The sequence below is a fragment of the Ectothiorhodospira shaposhnikovii genome, from assembly GCF_047222355.1.
Lineage (GTDB): Bacteria > Pseudomonadota > Gammaproteobacteria > Ectothiorhodospirales > Ectothiorhodospiraceae > Ectothiorhodospira.
Window position 1 is genome coordinate 1,121,854 of sequence record NZ_CP178333.1, and the last position, 17,530, is coordinate 1,139,383.

General features: G+C 63.8%; 13 protein-coding genes. 10 read left to right on the forward strand and 3 right to left on the reverse strand.

What is annotated here, in order from left to right:
- Positions 1-55 precede the first annotated feature (55 nt).
- Both ACLF6L_RS05140 and ACLF6L_RS05145 read left to right on the forward strand, forming a co-directional pair.
- Positions 56-1,150, forward strand: coding sequence for a patatin-like phospholipase family protein (locus tag ACLF6L_RS05140; RefSeq protein ID WP_238618150.1), 1,095 nt, complete (start codon positions 56-58; stop codon positions 1,148-1,150).
- Positions 1,147-2,592, forward strand: a complete 1,446-nt coding sequence (locus tag ACLF6L_RS05145) for a GntP family permease (RefSeq protein ID WP_412852510.1) — start codon at positions 1,147-1,149, stop codon at positions 2,590-2,592. Before ACLF6L_RS05140 ends, ACLF6L_RS05145 begins: the two co-directional genes overlap by 4 nt.
- Before the next feature lie 60 nt (positions 2,593-2,652).
- On the opposite strand, the gene ACLF6L_RS05150 is transcribed toward ACLF6L_RS05145, so the two are convergent.
- From ACLF6L_RS05150 to ACLF6L_RS05160, 3 genes are all read right to left on the reverse strand, one after another.
- Complete coding sequence (locus ACLF6L_RS05150) at positions 2,653-4,296, reverse strand: alpha/beta hydrolase (RefSeq protein ID WP_412852511.1); 1,644 nt, start codon at positions 4,294-4,296, stop codon at positions 2,653-2,655.
- Positions 4,297-4,481: 185 nt separating this feature from the next.
- Positions 4,482-5,678: an IS4 family transposase gene (locus ACLF6L_RS05155; RefSeq protein WP_412851734.1), complete on the reverse strand. Its 1,197-nt coding sequence runs from the start codon at positions 5,676-5,678 to the stop codon at positions 4,482-4,484.
- Positions 5,679-5,849: 171 nt separating this feature from the next.
- Complete coding sequence (locus ACLF6L_RS05160) at positions 5,850-6,752, reverse strand: LysR family transcriptional regulator (protein WP_412852512.1); 903 nt, start codon at positions 6,750-6,752, stop codon at positions 5,850-5,852.
- A gap of 192 nt (positions 6,753-6,944) precedes the next feature.
- Between ACLF6L_RS05160 and leuC the strand changes: the two genes are divergently transcribed.
- The 8 genes from leuC (at position 6,945) to nifB (ending at position 17,469) form a co-directional block, all read left to right on the forward strand.
- Entirely contained in the window at positions 6,945-8,351 is a 1,407-nt protein-coding gene (gene leuC / locus ACLF6L_RS05165; protein ID WP_008932794.1) for a 3-isopropylmalate dehydratase large subunit, read from the forward strand.
- A gap of 17 nt (positions 8,352-8,368) precedes the next feature.
- The gene (gene leuD / locus ACLF6L_RS05170) at positions 8,369-9,004 is read left to right on the forward strand and encodes a 3-isopropylmalate dehydratase small subunit (RefSeq protein WP_008932795.1); all 636 of its coding nucleotides are present in this window, start codon (positions 8,369-8,371) and stop codon (positions 9,002-9,004) included.
- A 101-nt stretch (positions 9,005-9,105) separates the two neighbouring features.
- Positions 9,106-10,185: a 3-isopropylmalate dehydrogenase gene (gene leuB, locus ACLF6L_RS05175; protein WP_238618154.1), complete on the forward strand. Its 1,080-nt coding sequence runs from the start codon at positions 9,106-9,108 to the stop codon at positions 10,183-10,185.
- Positions 10,186-10,303: 118 nt separating this feature from the next.
- A complete protein-coding gene (locus ACLF6L_RS05180; RefSeq protein WP_238618155.1) occupies positions 10,304-11,326 on the forward strand; it encodes an aspartate-semialdehyde dehydrogenase in 1,023 nt (340 codons plus the stop codon).
- A 117-nt stretch (positions 11,327-11,443) separates the two neighbouring features.
- A complete protein-coding gene (locus ACLF6L_RS05185) occupies positions 11,444-14,203 on the forward strand; it encodes a FimV/HubP family polar landmark protein (RefSeq protein WP_412852513.1) in 2,760 nt (919 codons plus the stop codon).
- A gap of 34 nt (positions 14,204-14,237) precedes the next feature.
- Positions 14,238-14,921: a CbiQ family ECF transporter T component gene (locus tag ACLF6L_RS05190; RefSeq protein ID WP_238618157.1), complete on the forward strand. Its 684-nt coding sequence runs from the start codon at positions 14,238-14,240 to the stop codon at positions 14,919-14,921.
- A gap of 49 nt (positions 14,922-14,970) precedes the next feature.
- Entirely contained in the window at positions 14,971-15,771 is an 801-nt protein-coding gene (truA, locus tag ACLF6L_RS05195) for a tRNA pseudouridine(38-40) synthase TruA (protein WP_008932800.1), read from the forward strand.
- A gap of 180 nt (positions 15,772-15,951) precedes the next feature.
- Entirely contained in the window at positions 15,952-17,469 is a 1,518-nt protein-coding gene (nifB, locus tag ACLF6L_RS05200; protein ID WP_238618159.1) for a nitrogenase cofactor biosynthesis protein NifB, read from the forward strand.
- Positions 17,470-17,530 lie beyond the last annotated feature (61 nt).

Below are 17,530 nucleotides of genomic sequence, written 5' to 3' on the forward strand. Positions count from 1 at the left end.
ACGGTGCCCATGTTGCGGTATTAGCCAGAACTTCGGGGGTCAAGGGAGACTTCGGATGAGAAGGGCCGGGAAGGATATAAAAACGGTGGATCTCGCCTTGCAGGGGGGCGGCGCTCACGGCGCACTCACCTGGGGGGTGCTGGACCGGCTCTTGACGGATGAGCGAATCGAGATCGCCACCATCAGCGGCACCAGCGCGGGTGCCATGAACGCGGTGGTCATGGCCGATGGCCTGGATCAGGGGGGGCGCGAGGGAGCGAGGGAAGCGCTTGCCGGATTCTGGAAGGCGGTCAGCGACGCGGCGCGGCTCTCCCCGATACAGCGGTCGCTTTGGGACCGAATGACCAACCGCTACAGCCTGGATCACTCGCCCGGTTACCTCTTTTTCGAACATCTCACCCGGCAGTTCTCGCCCTACGAACTGAATCCCCTGAATATCAATCCGTTGCGTGACCTCGTCGCTTCGCGGGTGGATTTCGAACGGGTCAACCACTGCAAGGATCTCAAGGTCTTCGTGACCGCCACCAATGTGCGCACCGGCCGCGGCCGCACCTTCACCCAGCCGGATCTCACGGTGGACTCGGTGATGGCTTCCGCCTGCCTGCCCTTCATGTATCAGGCCGTGGAGATCGACGGTGAGGCGTATTGGGACGGCGGCTATATCGGGAACCCCGCGCTCTACCCGCTGGTCGAGGATCGCGCCACGCGCGATCTGATCGTGGTTCAGATCAATCCACTGGTAAGGGAAGAACTACCGCGCACCGGCCGCGAGATCATCAACCGACTCAACGAGATTACCTTCAACGCCAGCCTCATCAAGGAACTTCGCTCCATCGAACTCCTGCACCAGTTGATCGAGGTCGAGCAACTCGAATCCGAGCGTTACCGCGACATCTACGTGCATCTGATCCATGCCCACGAAGAACTCAAGAATCTGGATGCCTCAAGCAAGATGAACGCCGAATGGGGCTATCTGACCCATCTCAAGGAACGCGGCCAGGCCTGGGCCGGGAGCTTCCTGGAACGTCATTTCGATGATCTGGGCAAGCGTTCCACCTTCGATCTGAAGAGCCTTTTTACCGACAGCTTCAGGCCACCGAGCCTCGACACATCCACCTCATCCGACCAGCCAACGGAGCCGAAGCCATGATGGGGATCCTGGTTATCGTCATCGCACTGGGCCTGCTGATGTATTTGGCCTATCGAGGCGTCAGCCTCCTGATCCTTGCGCCGGCGCTGGCCACCTTCGCGGTGGTGGCAACGATGGATGGCCCGGTGCTTGCGAGTTACACGCAGATTTTCATGGGCTCGGCGGGCGGCTTCATCACACTGTATTTCCCCGTATTCCTGCTCGGCGCCGTGTTCGGCAAGTTGATGGAGGATTCCGGCAGCGCCCGGGTTCTTGCCGACGCCATCATTGCCAAACTTGGCAGCGGCCAGGCGATCCTGGCCGTGGTCCTGTCCTGTGCCGTCATGACCTACGGCGGGGTGTCCCTGTTCGTGGTGGCCTTTGCGGTTTACCCGATTGCGGCGGCCCTGTTCCGGCAGGCCGATATCCCCAAGCGATTGATTCCCGCAACCATCGCCTTGGGCGCCTTCACCTTTACCATGACGGCGCTGCCGGGTACGCCCGCCATCCAGAACGCCATCCCGATGCCGTTCTTCGGGACCTCTCCCTTCGCGGCACCGGGGCTTGGAATCATCACGGCGCTGGTGATGTTCAGCCTCGGCATGCTCTGGCTCAATTACCGCGCGCGCAAGCTGGCCCCGGAAGGCTACGGCAACCACCCGGACGCGGAATTCGTCCCGAACAAGGCGTTGCGGGAGCGCGCGGCGGGTGAGGGTTTCGACCTGATGGAGCTTCCGGTGGAGGAGCGTCCTGTGAGTCGGCCACCGGTATTCGTCGCCGTTCTGCCGCTGGTGCTGGTGATCGCGATCAACCTGTTGTTCACTTTTGTGATCATCCCGAACATGGACACGGACTTCCTGGCCCTGCCGCTGTACGGCGAGACCAGCATTGATGAGGTGCGCGGGATCTGGTCGGTGACCGCGGCCCTGGTGCTTTCCCTGTTGGCGGTGATCGCCCTGAACTGGAAGCGGCTGCCCAAGCTCACGCAGTCCGTCGACAATGGTGCCAACGCCTCACTCCTGCCGATCTTTAACACCGCCAGTCTGGTGGGCTTTGGGGCCGTGATCGCCTCGCTGGGTGCCTTCGTGCTGATTCGTGATGCGGTCGTCGGCCTTGGGGGCGATAACCCGCTGATCTCGCTCGCGATCGCCGTGAACGTGCTGGCGGGAATGACCGGCTCGGCCTCGGGCGGGATGAGTATCGCGCTCTCGACCCTCGGTGATACCTATCTGGAGATGGCTTACGCCCAAGGGATCAGTCCGGAATTGCTGCACCGCGTTACGGCAGTGGCTACGGGTGGACTGGATACGCTACCGCACAACGGCGCGGTCATCACCCTGCTGGCCATCTGCGGCCTCACACACCGCCAGGCCTATTTCGATCTGGCGATGGCCGCGATGGTGGCGCCCTTCCTCTCGCTGATTGTGCTGATCACCTTGGGGACGTTGTTCGGGAGTTTCTGAACCCCAAAGACCTCTCTCCCAGTCTCCGGAAGCCTGTCACAGGCTTCCGGAGACTGTCTTTTAGTCAAACAGTGCGAGCAGGCGTTGCAGTTCGGACTCGCTCCAGCCCTCGGGTTCGGTTAGCGCCAGCCAGGCGTGGATGTAGTCGGTCGGGGCGTACTCGTGCCCGAATCCCTTGGGTGCGGTGCCCACCATCATGTCGGCGGCCAGTTGCAGCATGGTCACGATGGGAAACCAGCGCAGATCCGGGGAGACATCCGGGCCGCGTGGCTCGCGCATCCACTCCGGCTCCTTCCAGGCGGACTCGGGGCTGAAGAAGGTGATCGGATCGCTGGCATACTGCAGAAAGACGATTCGGAATGTTCCCCATTCTTCTTTGCCGTGATTGAGCCTCTGTTCCTGATTCATGAACCGGACGACCGACCCGCCTCGGAACTCGGGCAGCCAGGCCGGGGAGCCTGGATCGCGCTCAGCCGTTACCCTGCGCCATGTCTCGTTGCGAAACGGTGGTCCGCTCCACAGGGCACCGTCGAAGGGATCATTGATGATGTCGAAGAGGTCGAAGGAGAGATCGGAGTTGAGCGAACCCAGGCTCAGGCCACGCAGGAACAGCCGCGGCCGGGATTCCGGGGGCAGGGTGCGCCAGTGATGATAGATCTCCGTAAACAGGGCACGGGCATTCTCCGCCCCATAACCCTGGTCGGTCAGCAAGGTGAGCGGGCTGTTTAAATAGGAGTACTGTGCCACGACCGTGGCGATATCCCCTCGGTGCAGGTACTCCACCGTGTTCTGTGATGAGGGATCCACCCAGCCCGTGCCGGTGGGTGTCACCAGCAACAGTATGGAGCGATCGAAGCCCCCCGCCCGTTTCAGTTCTTCCAGTGCCAGGCGGGCCCGTTGCTCCGGGGTATCCGCTGAATTGAGGCCCACGTAAACCCGAATCGGGGGCGGTACCGGTGTGTCGAAGAAATCGCTGAGTTCCTCGGCGGTGGGGCCGCCGGCAACAAAACTACGCCCCTGTCGGCCCAGATCCTTCCAGTTGATCAGCGACTCTTGACTGCCCGTCTGCCAGGCATGCACGGGATGTGGCAGGTCGGCGTCGATCAGTGCATCCAGTTGCTGGAAGGAACGATCCAAGCCCCGCAGCGTTGAACTGACCAGCACGCCGTTGATCACCGTCCAGAACAGAAACACGGCGGCGGTGATGCTGAAGATCTGGGATATGCGGCGCGGGACGTACCGGTGGAGCCTGATGGACAGTGTACGAAAGACCCACTTGAACAGACGAGCCAAAGAAAGCATCAGTACAAACACCAGCGCGGCGATGACGCCCAACAGCACCGGCTGAACACCCGCGAGTTCTTCGATTCCCATCAGTGCGCGGAGGGAGTTCTGCCATTCCGATGCCTGCCAAATGAAGCTGAACGTGATCAGCACGCAGAGCAGGCCCGCAACGACCTGGGTGAATCGGACCGTCCGCTTGCTTGGGGTTGGCAATTCCAGGTACTTCCAGAACCATACGCCGGCGACACCCAGACCATAACCCGCGGCGAAAGAAAGTCCGGAGATCACGCCCTGGATCAGGAACGGGCGTGGTAGCAGGGAGGGCGTCAGCGAAAAGGCAAAGAAGACGGTTCCGACGAGTAGACCCACGACGCTTAGGTACATTTGCGGTCTCGCTGAATAGGCAGGGAAAGGGGGCAAGCTGCTTCGACAGCGGTAGTATGCTGTCGGAACGCAGGCAAGCCAACGCCGACTCCATGGCACTCAACCTACTCAATGGCGGGTCTGGGGGGCGCTGCTTTACAGCATGCTCGATGATGCAAGCAGTATGACGATCAATCGGGCGAAAGTGGCTCATGGTCGGTACCTGGAGTATCCCCACGAAATCATGCAGGGATCCCGGCGGCAAACACGGTTCGTATGGTCGATCTGATGCGCTGTAAGGTGTCGTCGAGGATGTTGGCTGATTCTCGCCGCAGCACTCTCAAGCCCAGGAAAAAATGGGATAACACCCGTCGCTTCGCGGTGTTGGGCTGGTAATGACGGTGGCGTCCCTCATGCTCTGCCGCCAGACCCACCAACCAGGCCGCAAAACTGGCCAGGGCGGCAATCAGCAACAGCACATCAAATCTTTGCGCAGAGCGGGAGCGGGAACGATTCACGCCAAGTCCATAATGCTCATTTTTGCTGGCACGAAAATCCTCTTCAATTTGCATCCTCAGCGAATAGAGCGCTATCACCCGGTCGGTGATCTTCGCCCCTCCAAGCAGGGAGGTGGCAATGACCCAGGGCTCTCTCTGCCCAGTTGCATGCGCGCGACTCTTGCCAGCCTGGGCGCGCCGGCCAGACCGGGTCGCATGAATACGACCCTGAAGGCGCTTGCGCAGGCCATACACCTGGCATTCCAGGGAATCGTGGCGGGTCATGGCAAAGGCACCCATGAAGGTCGGCTGATTTTCATCCAGCAAGCATCCCAATTCGCGGGTATTGAGCCAGATGTCCTCGCCTGGCCGCGTCATCTGGACCAGACCTCGCGCTCGGCCCACCCAGTCCCAGCCCAAAGCTTCCACGGCGCGAAACCAGGGTTTCTTGAAACCGGCGTCCGTGACGATCACCGGGCGGACTCCGGCGGGCAAGACCTCCGAGAGGCGCTTCAAAAAGTCCTCCTGGATCTCGCGGTTAGCGTACTTGGACTGAGGGTGGCACTCCTGGTACAGGGTTCTTCCCTGGCCGCCCACGGGCACCGAGGCGCGCAACACGTGAATGCTCTCATCCACCGCCACCGGCGACCAGTCCACCAAGATCACTGGGCGCTCTTCCTGCCCAACCAGCCAGTGAGCCATGGCCTGATAAACCGTCGCCGCCTCTCGATGCATCCTGGGGTTACCGATGAGCCGATCCATCTGCTTGATGCTCGCCTTTTCGGTGATCTTTCGCTGCGATGCCCGGCCAAGACCGGTGACCGAGGTGGTCTGCCCGTCCAGAGCCGCCGCCGTGGCGATCAGCAGCGCGTTGAAGCGGGTGCGGTGAATGGATTGACAAGCAACCCCCAAGTTTGCGTGAATCAGGTCCGTGGCGTGCATCGGTGTGTTTCGTGGCTCTTTTTTGGCTTCGTCACCTTAAAGAATCACGATCTTGCCGGTGCATGTCCACCCCCACCTCCCCTTATCCCACTGTTTCACAAGGAATTCCGCCCGCAAAAACGTGGGGATAGCCCAGGGTCGGTACAGGAACATTGCATTGCGGGAATGCTCTCATCCCATGGGCGGAAACTCCGACAGTCTGCCGGACATTGCCCGCTGAGCTTCCAGCAGTCGGATCAGGGCGGTGGCGGCGTTGGAACGGGTGCGTTCCCGGTGGGTGACCCAGCCCAGTGACCGTCCCATGGTCAACCCCTCCAGCGCCAGCCGTTGCAGGGATTCCCCCATGGACAGGGGTAATACCCCCCAGCCCAGCCCGATCCCGACCATCATCTGAATGGTCTCCAGATAATTGGTCTCAAGAATCCGGGCGGGGGCGATACCCAGGGGCAGGAAGGCCCGCTCCACCAGACCCCGGGTGAAGGTACCCGACGGCGGCAGGATGGCGGCATGGGCATTGAGCCGTTGCGGGGTGACATCCCCCCGGGTCAGATCATGATCCGGCGCGGCCATGGGCACCAGCGGGTCATCCCAGATCACCCGGCAGCTCAGCAGGGGAGAGGGCCTCTCCGGCAGCGTCACCACCGCCAGATCCACCAGCCCCTGTTCCGCAAACCGGCAGGCATCCTCGGAATCCATGAAGCGGATGTCCAGCTCCACGGCGGGATATTGCCGGGCGAAGGCCTTGAGCACCGGCGGCAGACGCCGCAGGCCGATGTGATGGGAGGTGGCCAGCACCAGGGGACCTTCCACCCGGTCCGACAGACTGTCCAGGAGCCGACGGGTCTCTTCCAGGTCCAGTAGGATGCGCCGGGCCTGGGGCAGCAATACGCGACCCGCCTCGGTCAGGCTGACCTGGCGGCCGATGCGGTCGAACAGCCGGCGTCCCAGTTCTTCCTCCAGGGCGGCCACCCGCTTGCTCACCGCTGGTTGGGTCAGGTGCAGCATTTCCGCGGCCCGGGAAAAGGAGCCGGCGGTGGCAACGGCGGTGAAGGCTTTCAGGTTATCGATCAGCATGGAGAATCATCATGGCAGAGTGGCTGAGACTGATCTTGATCCTTCTCCCTGCCTGGGAGAAGGGCCGGGGATGAAGGGCCTCATGATCGGGATGTGCATTCTTTATGGGAATCTCATTCATGAATAACATGAATTTGTGTTATCAAACAGATCGGCCTATCCTCATTCCCAGCGTACACCGAGGTAAGCGTGATGACTGCAAAGACCCTTTACGACAAGCTCTGGGATGCCCACGTGGTCCGTACCGAAGAGGACGGCACCGCGCTCCTGTATATCGACCGGCATCTGGTCCACGAGGTGACCTCGCCCCAGGCCTTCGAGGGCCTGCGACTGGCTGGCCGCAAGCCCTGGCGCAGCCACTCCGTGGTGGCGGTCCCCGACCACAACGTACCCACCCGTGATCGGGATCAGGGCATCGCCGATCCGGTCTCCCGCACCCAGGTGGAGACCCTGCAGCAGAACGTGCGGCATTTCGGGCTCACCTTTTTCCCCATGGGGGACATCCGCCAGGGCATCGTCCATGTGATTGGACCGGAGCAGGGGGCCACCCTGCCGGGCATGACCGTGGTCTGTGGCGATTCCCACACCTCCACCCACGGCGCCTTCGGTGCCCTGGCCATGGGCATCGGCACCTCCGAGGTGGAGCATGTGCTGGCCACCCAGTGCCTGTTGCAGAAGAAAATGAAGAGCATGCTCATCTCCGTGGACGGGCAGGTGGGTCCCGGTGTCACCGCCAAGGACATCGTGCTGGCCATCATCGGCGAGATCGGCACCGCCGGTGGTACCGGCTATGCCATTGAGTTCGGGGGAGACGCTATCCGCGCCCTGTCCATGGAAGGACGCATGACCGTCTGCAACATGGCCATCGAGGCCGGTGCCCGTGCCGGCATGGTGGCGGTGGACGACACCACCATCGATTACGTCAAGGGTCGTCCCTTTGCACCCAAGGGGGCCTACTGGCACCAGGCGGTGGCGGCCTGGCGCGAACTCCATTCCGATCCCGATGCCCGGTTCGACCGGGTGGTGCATATCGACGCCGCCGGCATCGAACCCCAGGTGACCTGGGGCACCTCTCCCGAAATGGTGTTGCCGGTCTCCGGCAAGGTCCCCAACCCGGACGCGGTGGCCGACGAGGTGAAGGCCAACGGCATGCGCCGGGCTCTGGAGTACATGGGCCTGACCGCCGGCATGCCGGTGTCCGACATCACCGTGGACAAGATTTTCATCGGTTCCTGTACCAATGCCCGCCTGGAGGATATCCGCGCCGCCGCCGAGGTGGTCAAGGGACGTCGCGTGGCCGGGAACGTGAAGCTGGCCCTGGTGGTGCCCGGTTCCGGGTTGGTGAAGCAGCAGGCGGAACAGGAGGGGCTGGATCGCATCTTCCTGGATGCCGGGTTCGAATGGCGTGAACCGGGCTGTTCCATGTGCCTGGCCATGAATGCGGACCGGCTTGAGCCCGGCGAGCGTTGCGCCTCCACCTCCAACCGTAATTTCGAGAGTCGTCAGGGCTTGGGTGGCCGCACCCATCTGGTGAGTCCGGCCATGGCCGCGGCGGCGGCGGTGACGGGCCGATTCGTGGACGTGCGTGAGCTCAACTGACAAAAGGTACCGCAGTGATGGAAAAATTCGAGACACTCAACGCCCTGGTCTGTCCGCTGGACCGCTCCAACGTGGATACGGACGCCATCATCCCCAAGCAGTACCTCAAGTCCGTGAAACGCACCGGTTTCGGCCCCAACCTGTTCGATGACTGGCGCTACCTGGACCCGGGTGAGCCGGGCATGGACCACAGCCGGCGTCGGGTGAACCCCGACTTCGTGCTCAACCAGCCTCGCTACGAGGGGGCGCGGATCCTGCTGGCGCGCAAGAACTTCGGTTGCGGTTCCTCTCGCGAACACGCGGTATGGGCCCTGACCAACTACGGTTTTCGCGTGGTCATCGCGCCGAGCTTTGCGGACATCTTCTTCAACAACAGCTTCAAGAACGGCCTGCTGCCCCTGATTCTGGACGAGGCCATTGTCGATCAACTGTTCCGCGAGGCCGAGGCCTCGCCGGGCTACAGGCTGACCGTGGACCTTCAGGCCCAGACCGTGGTGACGCCATCCGGGGCATCCTTCCCGTTCCAGGTGGACCCCTTCCGCCGCCACTGCCTGCTCAATGGTCTGGATGACATCGGCCTGACCTTGCAGCACGGGGAGGATATCCGGGCCTACGAGGCCCGTCGTCGGACCGAGGCGCCCTGGCTGTTCTGAGCCTTTCCCCTCATCCCCGGCCCTTCTCCCCCAAGGGGGAGAAGGGAGCCCCATGCAAAGCCCCTCTCTCCAATTCCATTCATCGCGGAGAATCGACATTCATGACCCAGAACATTCTCATCCTGCCCGGTGACGGCATCGGCCCGGAAATCGTTGCCGAGGCCACTCGTCTTCTCAACGCGCTCAAGGACCGTTTCGGCCTGGCCGTGGAACTGGAAGAGGCCCCCATCGGCGGCGCAGGCTATGATGCCGCCGGCAAGCCGCTGCCCGACGAGACCCTAGCCCTGGCCCGGGCTGCCGATGCGATCCTGCTGGGTGCCGTGGGCGGCCCCCGCTATGACCAGCTGGCCTGGGAACTGCGCCCCGAACGGGGGCTGCTGGCCATCCGCTCCGAGCTGGCCCTGTTCTCCAACCTGCGCCCGGCCATCCTCTATCCGCAGCTGGCATCCGCCTCGGCCCTGAAGCCGGAGATCGTCGGCGGCCTGGACATCATGATCCTGCGCGAGCTGACCGGCGGTGCCTACTTCGGCAAGCCCCGCGGCATCCAGACCCGCGAGGACGGGGTGCGGGAAGGCTTCAACACCATCATCTATTCCGAGCCGGAAATCGAACGCATCGTACGCAGTGGTTTCGAGATCGCCATGAAACGTGATCGCCGCCTGTGTTCGGTGGACAAGGCCAATGTGCTGGAAGTCTCCCAGCTCTGGCGCGAGGTGGCCGAGCGGGTGGCCAAGGAGTACCCGGAGGTGGCCCTGTCCCACATGTACGTGGACAATGCGGCCATGCAGCTGGTGCGGGCACCCAAGCAGTTCGACGTGATCGTGACGGAAAACATGTTCGGCGATATCCTCTCCGATGCCGCCGCCATGCTCACCGGTTCCATCGGCATGCTGCCTTCCGCCTCCCTGGACGCCGGAGGCAAGGGCATGTACGAGCCCATTCACGGCTCCGCCCCGGACATCGCCGGCCAGGGCGTGGCCAATCCGCTGGCCACCTTGCTGTCGGTGGCCATGATGCTGCGCTACACCCTGAACGAAGAGGCCCAGGCCGCCCGCGTGGAAGCCGCGGTGGGCCGGGTGCTGGATCAGGGGCTGCGCACCGCCGACATCTGGACCGAAGGCTGCCGCAAGGTGGGAACCCGAGAGATGGGCGAGGCCGTGGTGGCCGCGCTGGCGGACTGACGGGCAAGGCAGACGATGGCCGGTATCCGGGATTTTCGTGCGGATACCGGCGTACCTGTTAGACTGATACACAACGCAGTTCGAACGACAGATACCGAATCCAAGGAATTATTGAGCGATGAGCAAAACCTATGATGTGGCCGTGGTCGGCGCCACCGGCGCCGTGGGCGAGACCATGTTGTCCATCCTGGCGGAACGCAAGTTCCCGGTAGGCAATGTCCATGCCGTGGCCAGCAGCCGCTCCGCCGGCAGCCGGGTGGCCTTCGGTAACAAGCAACTGGTGGTGGAAGACCTGGCCACCTTCGATTTCTCCAAGGTGCAGATCGGCCTGTTTTCACCCGGTGCCTCCGTGTCCAAGGAGTATGCACCCAAGGCCGCTGCCGCCGGTTGCGTGGTGATCGACAACACCTCCCAGTTCCGTTACGACGACGACATCCCGCTGGTGGTACCGGAGGTCAACCCCCATGCGGTGGCCGGGTACAAGAACCGCGGCATCATCGCCAACCCCAACTGCTCCACCATTCAGATGCTGGTGGCCCTCAAGCCCCTGCACGATGCCGCCGGCATCGAGCGCATCAACGTGGCCACCTACCAGGCCGTGTCCGGCACCGGCAAGGAGGCCATCGAGGAACTGGCTACCCAGACCGCTCAGTTGCTCAACGGCAAGCCGGTGGAATGCAAGGTCTATCCCAAGCAGATCGCCTTCAACGTACTGCCGCACATCGACGTCTTCATGGAGAATGGCTACACCAAGGAAGAAATGAAGATGGTCTGGGAGACCCGTAAGATCATGGAGGATGACCGGATCCAGGTGAACCCCACCACGGTGCGCGTGCCCGTGTTCTACGGTCATTCCGAAGCGGTGCACATCGAGACCCGCGACAAGCTCACCGCCGAACAGGCCCGTGAACTGCTGTCCAGGGCGCCCGGCGTGGTGGTCATGGACGAACGCCGTGACGGCGGTTATCCCACGGCGGTTACGGAAAGTGCCTCCCAGGATCCGGTGTTTGTCGGGCGCATCCGGGAAGACATCTCCCATCCCCGCGGCCTGAACCTGTGGGTGGTGGCGGACAATGTCCGCAAGGGCGCAGCCTTGAACAGTATTCAAATCGCGGAAGTTTTGATAAAAGATTTTCTTTAAGCATAGGTCCTGACCTGTCCCTGCACCTGACCGGCAATGCAGTTCCGCCGGTCCGGATGCAGGGCGCGTCACATCGGCAGGGGACTTGGCCGGACCGTTTCAGAAAGGGGACATGCCGTGCGCAGACTGGCTTTGGGAACCGCCTTGTGGGCACTCATGGCGCCGGGGGCGTCCGTGGCCCTTGGCTTGGGGGAGATCGATACCCGTTCGGCACTGAATCAGCCCCTGCGGGCGGAGATCCACCTCTTGTCCGTGCGCCCCGGGGAGATGGAAGACCTGGTGGTCAGGCTGGCCCCCGATGCCCTGTTTCAGCGTCTGGGCATTGATCGCGCCCACCTGCTCTCCGATCTTCAGTTCGAGCCGGTCACCACGTCGGATGGACGTCATGTGATTCGGGTCACCTCCCGTAACCCCATCCGCGAACCCTTCCTGAATTTCCTGATTGAAGCCAGCTGGCCCGGTGGTCGACTGGTCCGTGAGTACACCGTGCTCCTGGATCCGCCCACCATGTTCGAACGGGCACAGCCGCCGGCCCCCGCCGTGACCGCTCCCGCTCCGGTCGACCGCCGTCCGCCGGCGCCGCCTGGTACGCCCCGCCCGGATGCCGCGACCCCCCCCCCGTCCACCTACCGGGTCAGGGGAGGGGACACCATGTGGGACCTGGGCACGCGACTGCGTCCGGATGCCGGTATCTCGGTCGAACAGATGATGATGGCCCTGTTGCGCGCCAATCCCGAGGCGTTCCCCGACGACAACATCAACAATGTCCGCAGCGGTAGCGTGCTGCGGGTGCCCGGGCGTGACGAGATCATGGCCCTGAGCGCGGCGGAGGCCCGTCGCGAGGTGGCCGCTCAGCACCGTCTGTGGCGGGAGTATCGGGCCCGTGCCGCCGAACAGCCGCCCAGGCCCCAGGTTCCGGCCGCGCCGGATGCACCGCCCGCGCCCCCCGCCGTGGCACTGCCGGATCCGGCGCCGAGGACGGCGGAGGAGGGACGCCTGGAGATCGTGGCCGAACCCGATGCCCGGACGGCCGATCGGGCGGCACGCCTGGAACAGGAACTGACCCTGCTGCGGGAGACCAGTGAAACCCGGCGCCAGGAAAGTCTCGAACTGCGGGACCGCATCCGCGAACTGGAAGACCTGCTGGAACGTCAGGGTCGCCTGCTGGCACTGAACAATCAGCAACTGGCACAGTTGCAACGGCAACTGGCCCTTGCCCAGGGCGAGGACATGGATGCCATGCCCGCGCCGGTGCCGCCCTCGGCACCGATGATCCCCGAACCCCTGCCGCCCGCGGTGCCTGAGGTCCCACCGGAGGCCCCGGCACCGGCTGCGCCTGCCGCTCCCCAGCCTCCCGTCACCGTACCGGCACCTCAGCCCCAGGCGACCGGCTTCCTGGCCGAGCTGTTGCGCAGCCCGTCCCTGCTGATCGGCGGGGGCTTCGGTATCCTTCTCATCCTTGCCCTGATCCTGCTGACCCTGCGGCGTCTGCGTGGTCAGTCCGATGAGGCCGGGGAGGCGACCGCCCCGCCGATGCGTTCGTTCCGTGAGCAGGAGACGCCGGCTTCCGCAGTCGGTACCGGTACCGCCACCCTGACCACCGGGGCCGCGGCGGCGGGTGCCGGTCTGGCCGCGACGGCGACCAGACCCGCTTCGTCCGGGACCATGACGGGCAGTGAAACCGCGCAGGTTGACCTGACTTCCACGGCCATGATGGATACCGTGGAGACCCCATTGCCCCAGATCTCCGTGTCCGCTGCTGACGGTACACCTTCCGAGGCGGGCAGCTGGGATGAAGTGATCAATGACGACACCATCGCCGAAGCCGATGTCTATCTGGCCTACGGCCTCTACCAGCAGGCCGAGGATTTGCTCAAGGAGGCCCTGGTCCGTGAGCCCGAGCGTCCCGATTACCAGTTCAAGCTGGCGGAAACCTACTTTGCCACCGGCAACCAGGGCGCCTTCGACGAGACGGCGGCACGGATGTCCGAACTCAAGGGAGACCGTGCTTCCGCCCTGTGGGATCGACTGGTGACCATGGGACAGGAACTGAGCCCGGGTAACAGCCTCTATCAGGGCATGGGCAAGGCATCTTCCCCAGTGTCTTCGGCGGGCAGCGACGACAGCGATCTCCTGAGTACGCAGGATCTGGATGTATCCCTGGGCGATGTGGATTTTGATATCCACGATGACCTGGATACCCTGGTGAAGGACCGTTCCGATGCCTCCGGTATTGATGAGGAAGCACCGACGGCACTGCAGCCAGGGAGTGAAGAAGAAGCGCCGACCCGTATGCAGGATGCCGCGGCGCCGACCGAGCCAACCCGGGATGCCGGGAGGGTTCGGGACGAGGAGGAGGACACCCTCCAGTTCAGCCTGGGGGACCTGGATTTCGACATTGACGCGTTGGAGTCGGAGTCCGCCAAACCTCCGGCGCCGGCGGATCAGGGGGATGAGACGGTCAATCTCGACCGGCCTGAGCGGCACCCCGCCTCGACGCCTGATCGGCCAGCGGAACCGCCGTCCCCTGAGGACGAGGCAACGCTGGAAATCGATCTCAAGGATCTGGACTGGGCGGATGAAGACGCCACCCTCAAGGTGTCCGAGTCCTCCAGGAAGGACGATGCGGACGATACGGTACGTCTGTTGGAGGACTCCTTTACCGAAGATGATCTGAGAAATCTGGAGGACGACACCCAGAGTCTGGAAGATGCCTTCGGCCTCGGCGATGAAGTCAGCACCAAGCTGGACCTGGCCCGCGCCTACATCGACATGGGCGACGCGGAAGGTGCCCGCGCCACCCTGGAAGAAGTTCTGGCGGAAGGTGATGCCCTGCAGCAGCAGGAGGCTCGGGAACTGCTGGATCAGATCCGCTGACCCTGCTCCGGCGTGATGTTGAGTGTCTGAGCGGATGCACCCGGCCCTGAAGATTCTGGGTGTCGTCCTGTTCATCCTGTGCGTGGCCCAGGCCGGCTGGGCCGTGCTGGCGGTGGGCGGTCTACTGGCCGCCGTCGCGCTGGCGGCCACCGGCGCCGAGGGCGTGGGGCGGTTCCTGGCGATGTCCCGCCGCCTCAAGTGGTTCTTTCTTTCCATCATCCTGATCTTTGGCTGGTTCACCCCCGGTACGCCGTTGCTGGAATGGATGGGGGCCTGGTCTCCGGGGCGGGAAGGTCTGGTGATGGGCCTGCAGCGGACCCTGGTGCTGGTACTGGCGGTGGCCGCCGTGGTCTGGTTACTGCATGTCACCTCGCGGGAATCCCTGGTCAAGGGGCTGTTGTGGCTCACCCGTCCCCTGGCGCCGCTGGGCCTGCCCCGGGAACGTTTCGCCGTGCGGCTGGTGCTGACCCTGGAGGCACTGCCCCAAGTCCGGATACTGGCCGCCGCCGGCCGTCCGGATACCGCGCCGCAAGGTCCCAAGGCGCGGCTTCAGGGGCTGGGGCAGCGGGCCACCGGTCTGTTTCGGGAGGTGCTGGAGCAGGCGGAGAAGGCGCCGCTGGAGCCCATTCGCCTGGATCCCGTGCCGCCACCGGGACCGGGTCAGTGGCTGTTGCTGTGCCTGATCCTGCTACCGCTGCTGCTGGCCGCCCTGCACTGATGCCGGGAACTGGTATCATCCCGCCTCCCATTCATGCCCCACGAATCCAATGAACGACACCCCCCGTCGACTGGCGATCGGACTTGAATACGACGGCTCCGGATTCCGGGGCTGGCAGCAGCAGAAGGATGGCCGCACCATCCAGCCCCTGGTGGAACGGGCGCTGGCCAAGGTGGCGGATCATCCCGTGCAGGTGACCTGTGCCGGCCGTACCGATGCCGGGGTGCATGCCACCTGTCAGATCGTGCATTTCGATACCACCGCCGACCGTCCGCCCCATGCCTGGCTGCTGGGCGGCAACAGCAATCTCACGCCGGAGATCAGTCTGCAGTGGGTCAGGCCCGTGGCACCGGATTTCCATGCCCGGTTCTCCGCTCGCTGGCGCCGTTATCGCTATGTCTTCCTGAACCGTTTGGCCCGTCCCGCCGTCCTGCGTGGGCGGGTGACCTGGTATCACCGTCCCCTGGCGGCGGAGCCCATGCACGAGGCGGCCCAGCATCTGCTGGGCGAACATGATTTCAGCAGTTTCCGTGCCCTGGGTTGTCAGGCCCGTCATCCCATCCGGGAGGTGCAGTCGGTGTCGGTGACCCGCGATGGGGATTTCATCTATCTGGATATTCGGGCCAATGCCTTTTTGCATCACATGGTGCGCAATATCGCCGGCGCCCTCATGTGCGTGGGTCGAGGCGAGCGGCCCAGTGACTGGTTGGCGGAACTGCGGGAAGCCCGGGATCGCAGCCAGGGCGGGGTGACGGCGCCGCCGGACGGCCTGTATCTGGTTCAGGTGGGGTATGACGCGCAGTTCGACCTGCGCCCGGAGGCGGTCATTCCCCGCTACGGCTTCGTTTAGCCGGTGGCTGTGACTTTCCCGACATTTCCCTGTGGCAAGCCCCACATTCTCCCTGGGTGATCTTTTTTTTATCCATTAAAAACAGACAAATACCACCCATTAAAGGCCGGGCACAGGTCTTGCATGCCTCCAGGAAAACCAAGTCAATCCCGCTGCGGCGGGCACCCTGGGAGGATTGTGATGGACCCAAAGCCCGACAGAATCATTCAAATCCCCGTCACCGTCCAGGGCGGGTGCGCCAGCACCAAGCCCAGTTCCGGTTGCGGCGACAGCCACGGTCGGAAACCCGGACTGCCCGCCCACATCCAGGCCAAGATCCAGGATCACCCCTGCTACTCGGAAGAGGCCCATCACCACTTTGCCCGCATGCATCTGGCGGTGGCTCCGGCCTGCAACATCCAGTGTCATTACTGCAACCGCAAGTACGACTGCTCCAACGAGTCCCGTCCCGGCGTGGTGTCCGAGGTCCTCAAGCCGGCTCAGGCCATCCACAAGGCCCTGACCGTCGCGGCTTCCATCCCCGAGATGACCGTGGTGGGCATCGCCGGACCCGGTGACGCCCTGGCCAACCCAACCCGCACCTTTGCCACCTTCCGGGGCATCCGGGAGCAGGACCCCGGCATCAAGCTTTGCCTGTCCACCAACGGCCTGGCACTGCCCCAGCATGTGGATGAGCTGGTCGCGCTGGGCGTGGATCATGTCACCATCACCATCAACAGCATCGACCCGGAGATCGGCGCCCGCATCCATCCCTGGGTGCTGTGGGAGCGTCGCCGGGTGTTCGGCCGAGAAGGGGCGCGGATTCTGATCAGCCAGCAGCAGAAAGGCCTGGAAATGCTGGTGGAGCGGGGCGTTCTGGTGAAGGTCAACTCGGTGATGATTCCGGGTATCAACGATCACCATCTCAAGGATGTCTCCCGCAGGGTCAAGGAGAAGGGCGCCTTCCTGCACAACGTCATGCCCCTGATCTCCGACCCGGCCCACGGCACCTATTTCGGCCTCAACGGTCAGCGCGGACCCACCGAGGCGGAACTGTCCGCCCTGCGGGATGCGTGCGAGGGCGACATGAACATGATGCGCCATTGCCGCCAGTGCCGTGCCGACGCAGTGGGCATGCTGGGCGAGGATCGGGGCGAGGCATTTAGCCTGGCGCGCATTGATCAGGACCTGCCGGACTACGACGCGGTCCGTGAACGTCGGGATCAGGTCCAGGCGGCGATCAGGGAACGCATGGCGGCGCGCAAGCGCCAGGGAGGCACTGTGACTTCAATACCTTCGGCCGGATCCGCCGCACAACCGCCCGCCCGCCCGGTGCTGATGGCGGTGGCCACCAAGGGCGGCGGCCTGGTCAATCAGCATTTCGGCTATGCCCGGGAGTTTTTGATTTACAAGGCCACGCCGGAAGGGGTTCGGTTCGAGGGGCACCGGCGGGCGGATCTGTACTGCGCCGGACCGGAGGCCTGCAATGACCGGGCCCAGGTGCTGGCCAGCACGGTGCGGGCCCTGGAGGACTGCGAGGTGCTGCTCTGTGCCCGTATCGGCATTGAACCCTGGTCGGTACTTGAGGCGGCCGGGATCATGCCCAACGGCGAGCACGCCATGGCCCCCATCGAGGATGCGGTGATGGCCGTGTACCGAGAGATGATGGCTGCCGGGCGCCTGGACATGGCCGCGGAAGAGGCTACGCAGTGCGCGTGACGCAGCCTGCAAACCCCAGGCGGTCGACGACAGGCAACATGAGGACATACCCATGCCACTG

Bases quoted from the DNA above. Each gene is read 5' to 3' on its own strand.
- ACLF6L_RS05140 (WP_238618150.1), top strand. From the start codon at position 56: ATGAGAAGGGCCGGGAAGGATATAAAAACGGTGGATCTCGCCTTGCAG.
- ACLF6L_RS05145 (WP_412852510.1), top strand. From the start codon at position 1,147: ATGATGGGGATCCTGGTTATCGTCATCGCACTGGGCCTGCTGATGTAT.
- ACLF6L_RS05155 (WP_412851734.1), bottom strand. From the start codon at position 5,678: ATGCACGCCACGGACCTGATTCACGCAAACTTGGGGGTTGCTTGTCAA.
- ACLF6L_RS05160 (WP_412852512.1), bottom strand. From the start codon at position 6,752: ATGCTGATCGATAACCTGAAAGCCTTCACCGCCGTTGCCACCGCCGGC.
- leuC (WP_008932794.1), top strand. From the start codon at position 6,945: ATGACTGCAAAGACCCTTTACGACAAGCTCTGGGATGCCCACGTGGTC.
- leuD (WP_008932795.1), top strand. From the start codon at position 8,369: ATGGAAAAATTCGAGACACTCAACGCCCTGGTCTGTCCGCTGGACCGC.
- leuB (WP_238618154.1), top strand. From the start codon at position 9,106: ATGACCCAGAACATTCTCATCCTGCCCGGTGACGGCATCGGCCCGGAA.
- ACLF6L_RS05180 (WP_238618155.1), top strand. From the start codon at position 10,304: ATGAGCAAAACCTATGATGTGGCCGTGGTCGGCGCCACCGGCGCCGTG.
- ACLF6L_RS05190 (WP_238618157.1), top strand. From the start codon at position 14,238: ATGCACCCGGCCCTGAAGATTCTGGGTGTCGTCCTGTTCATCCTGTGC.
- truA (WP_008932800.1), top strand. From the start codon at position 14,971: ATGAACGACACCCCCCGTCGACTGGCGATCGGACTTGAATACGACGGC.
- nifB (WP_238618159.1), top strand. From the start codon at position 15,952: ATGGACCCAAAGCCCGACAGAATCATTCAAATCCCCGTCACCGTCCAG.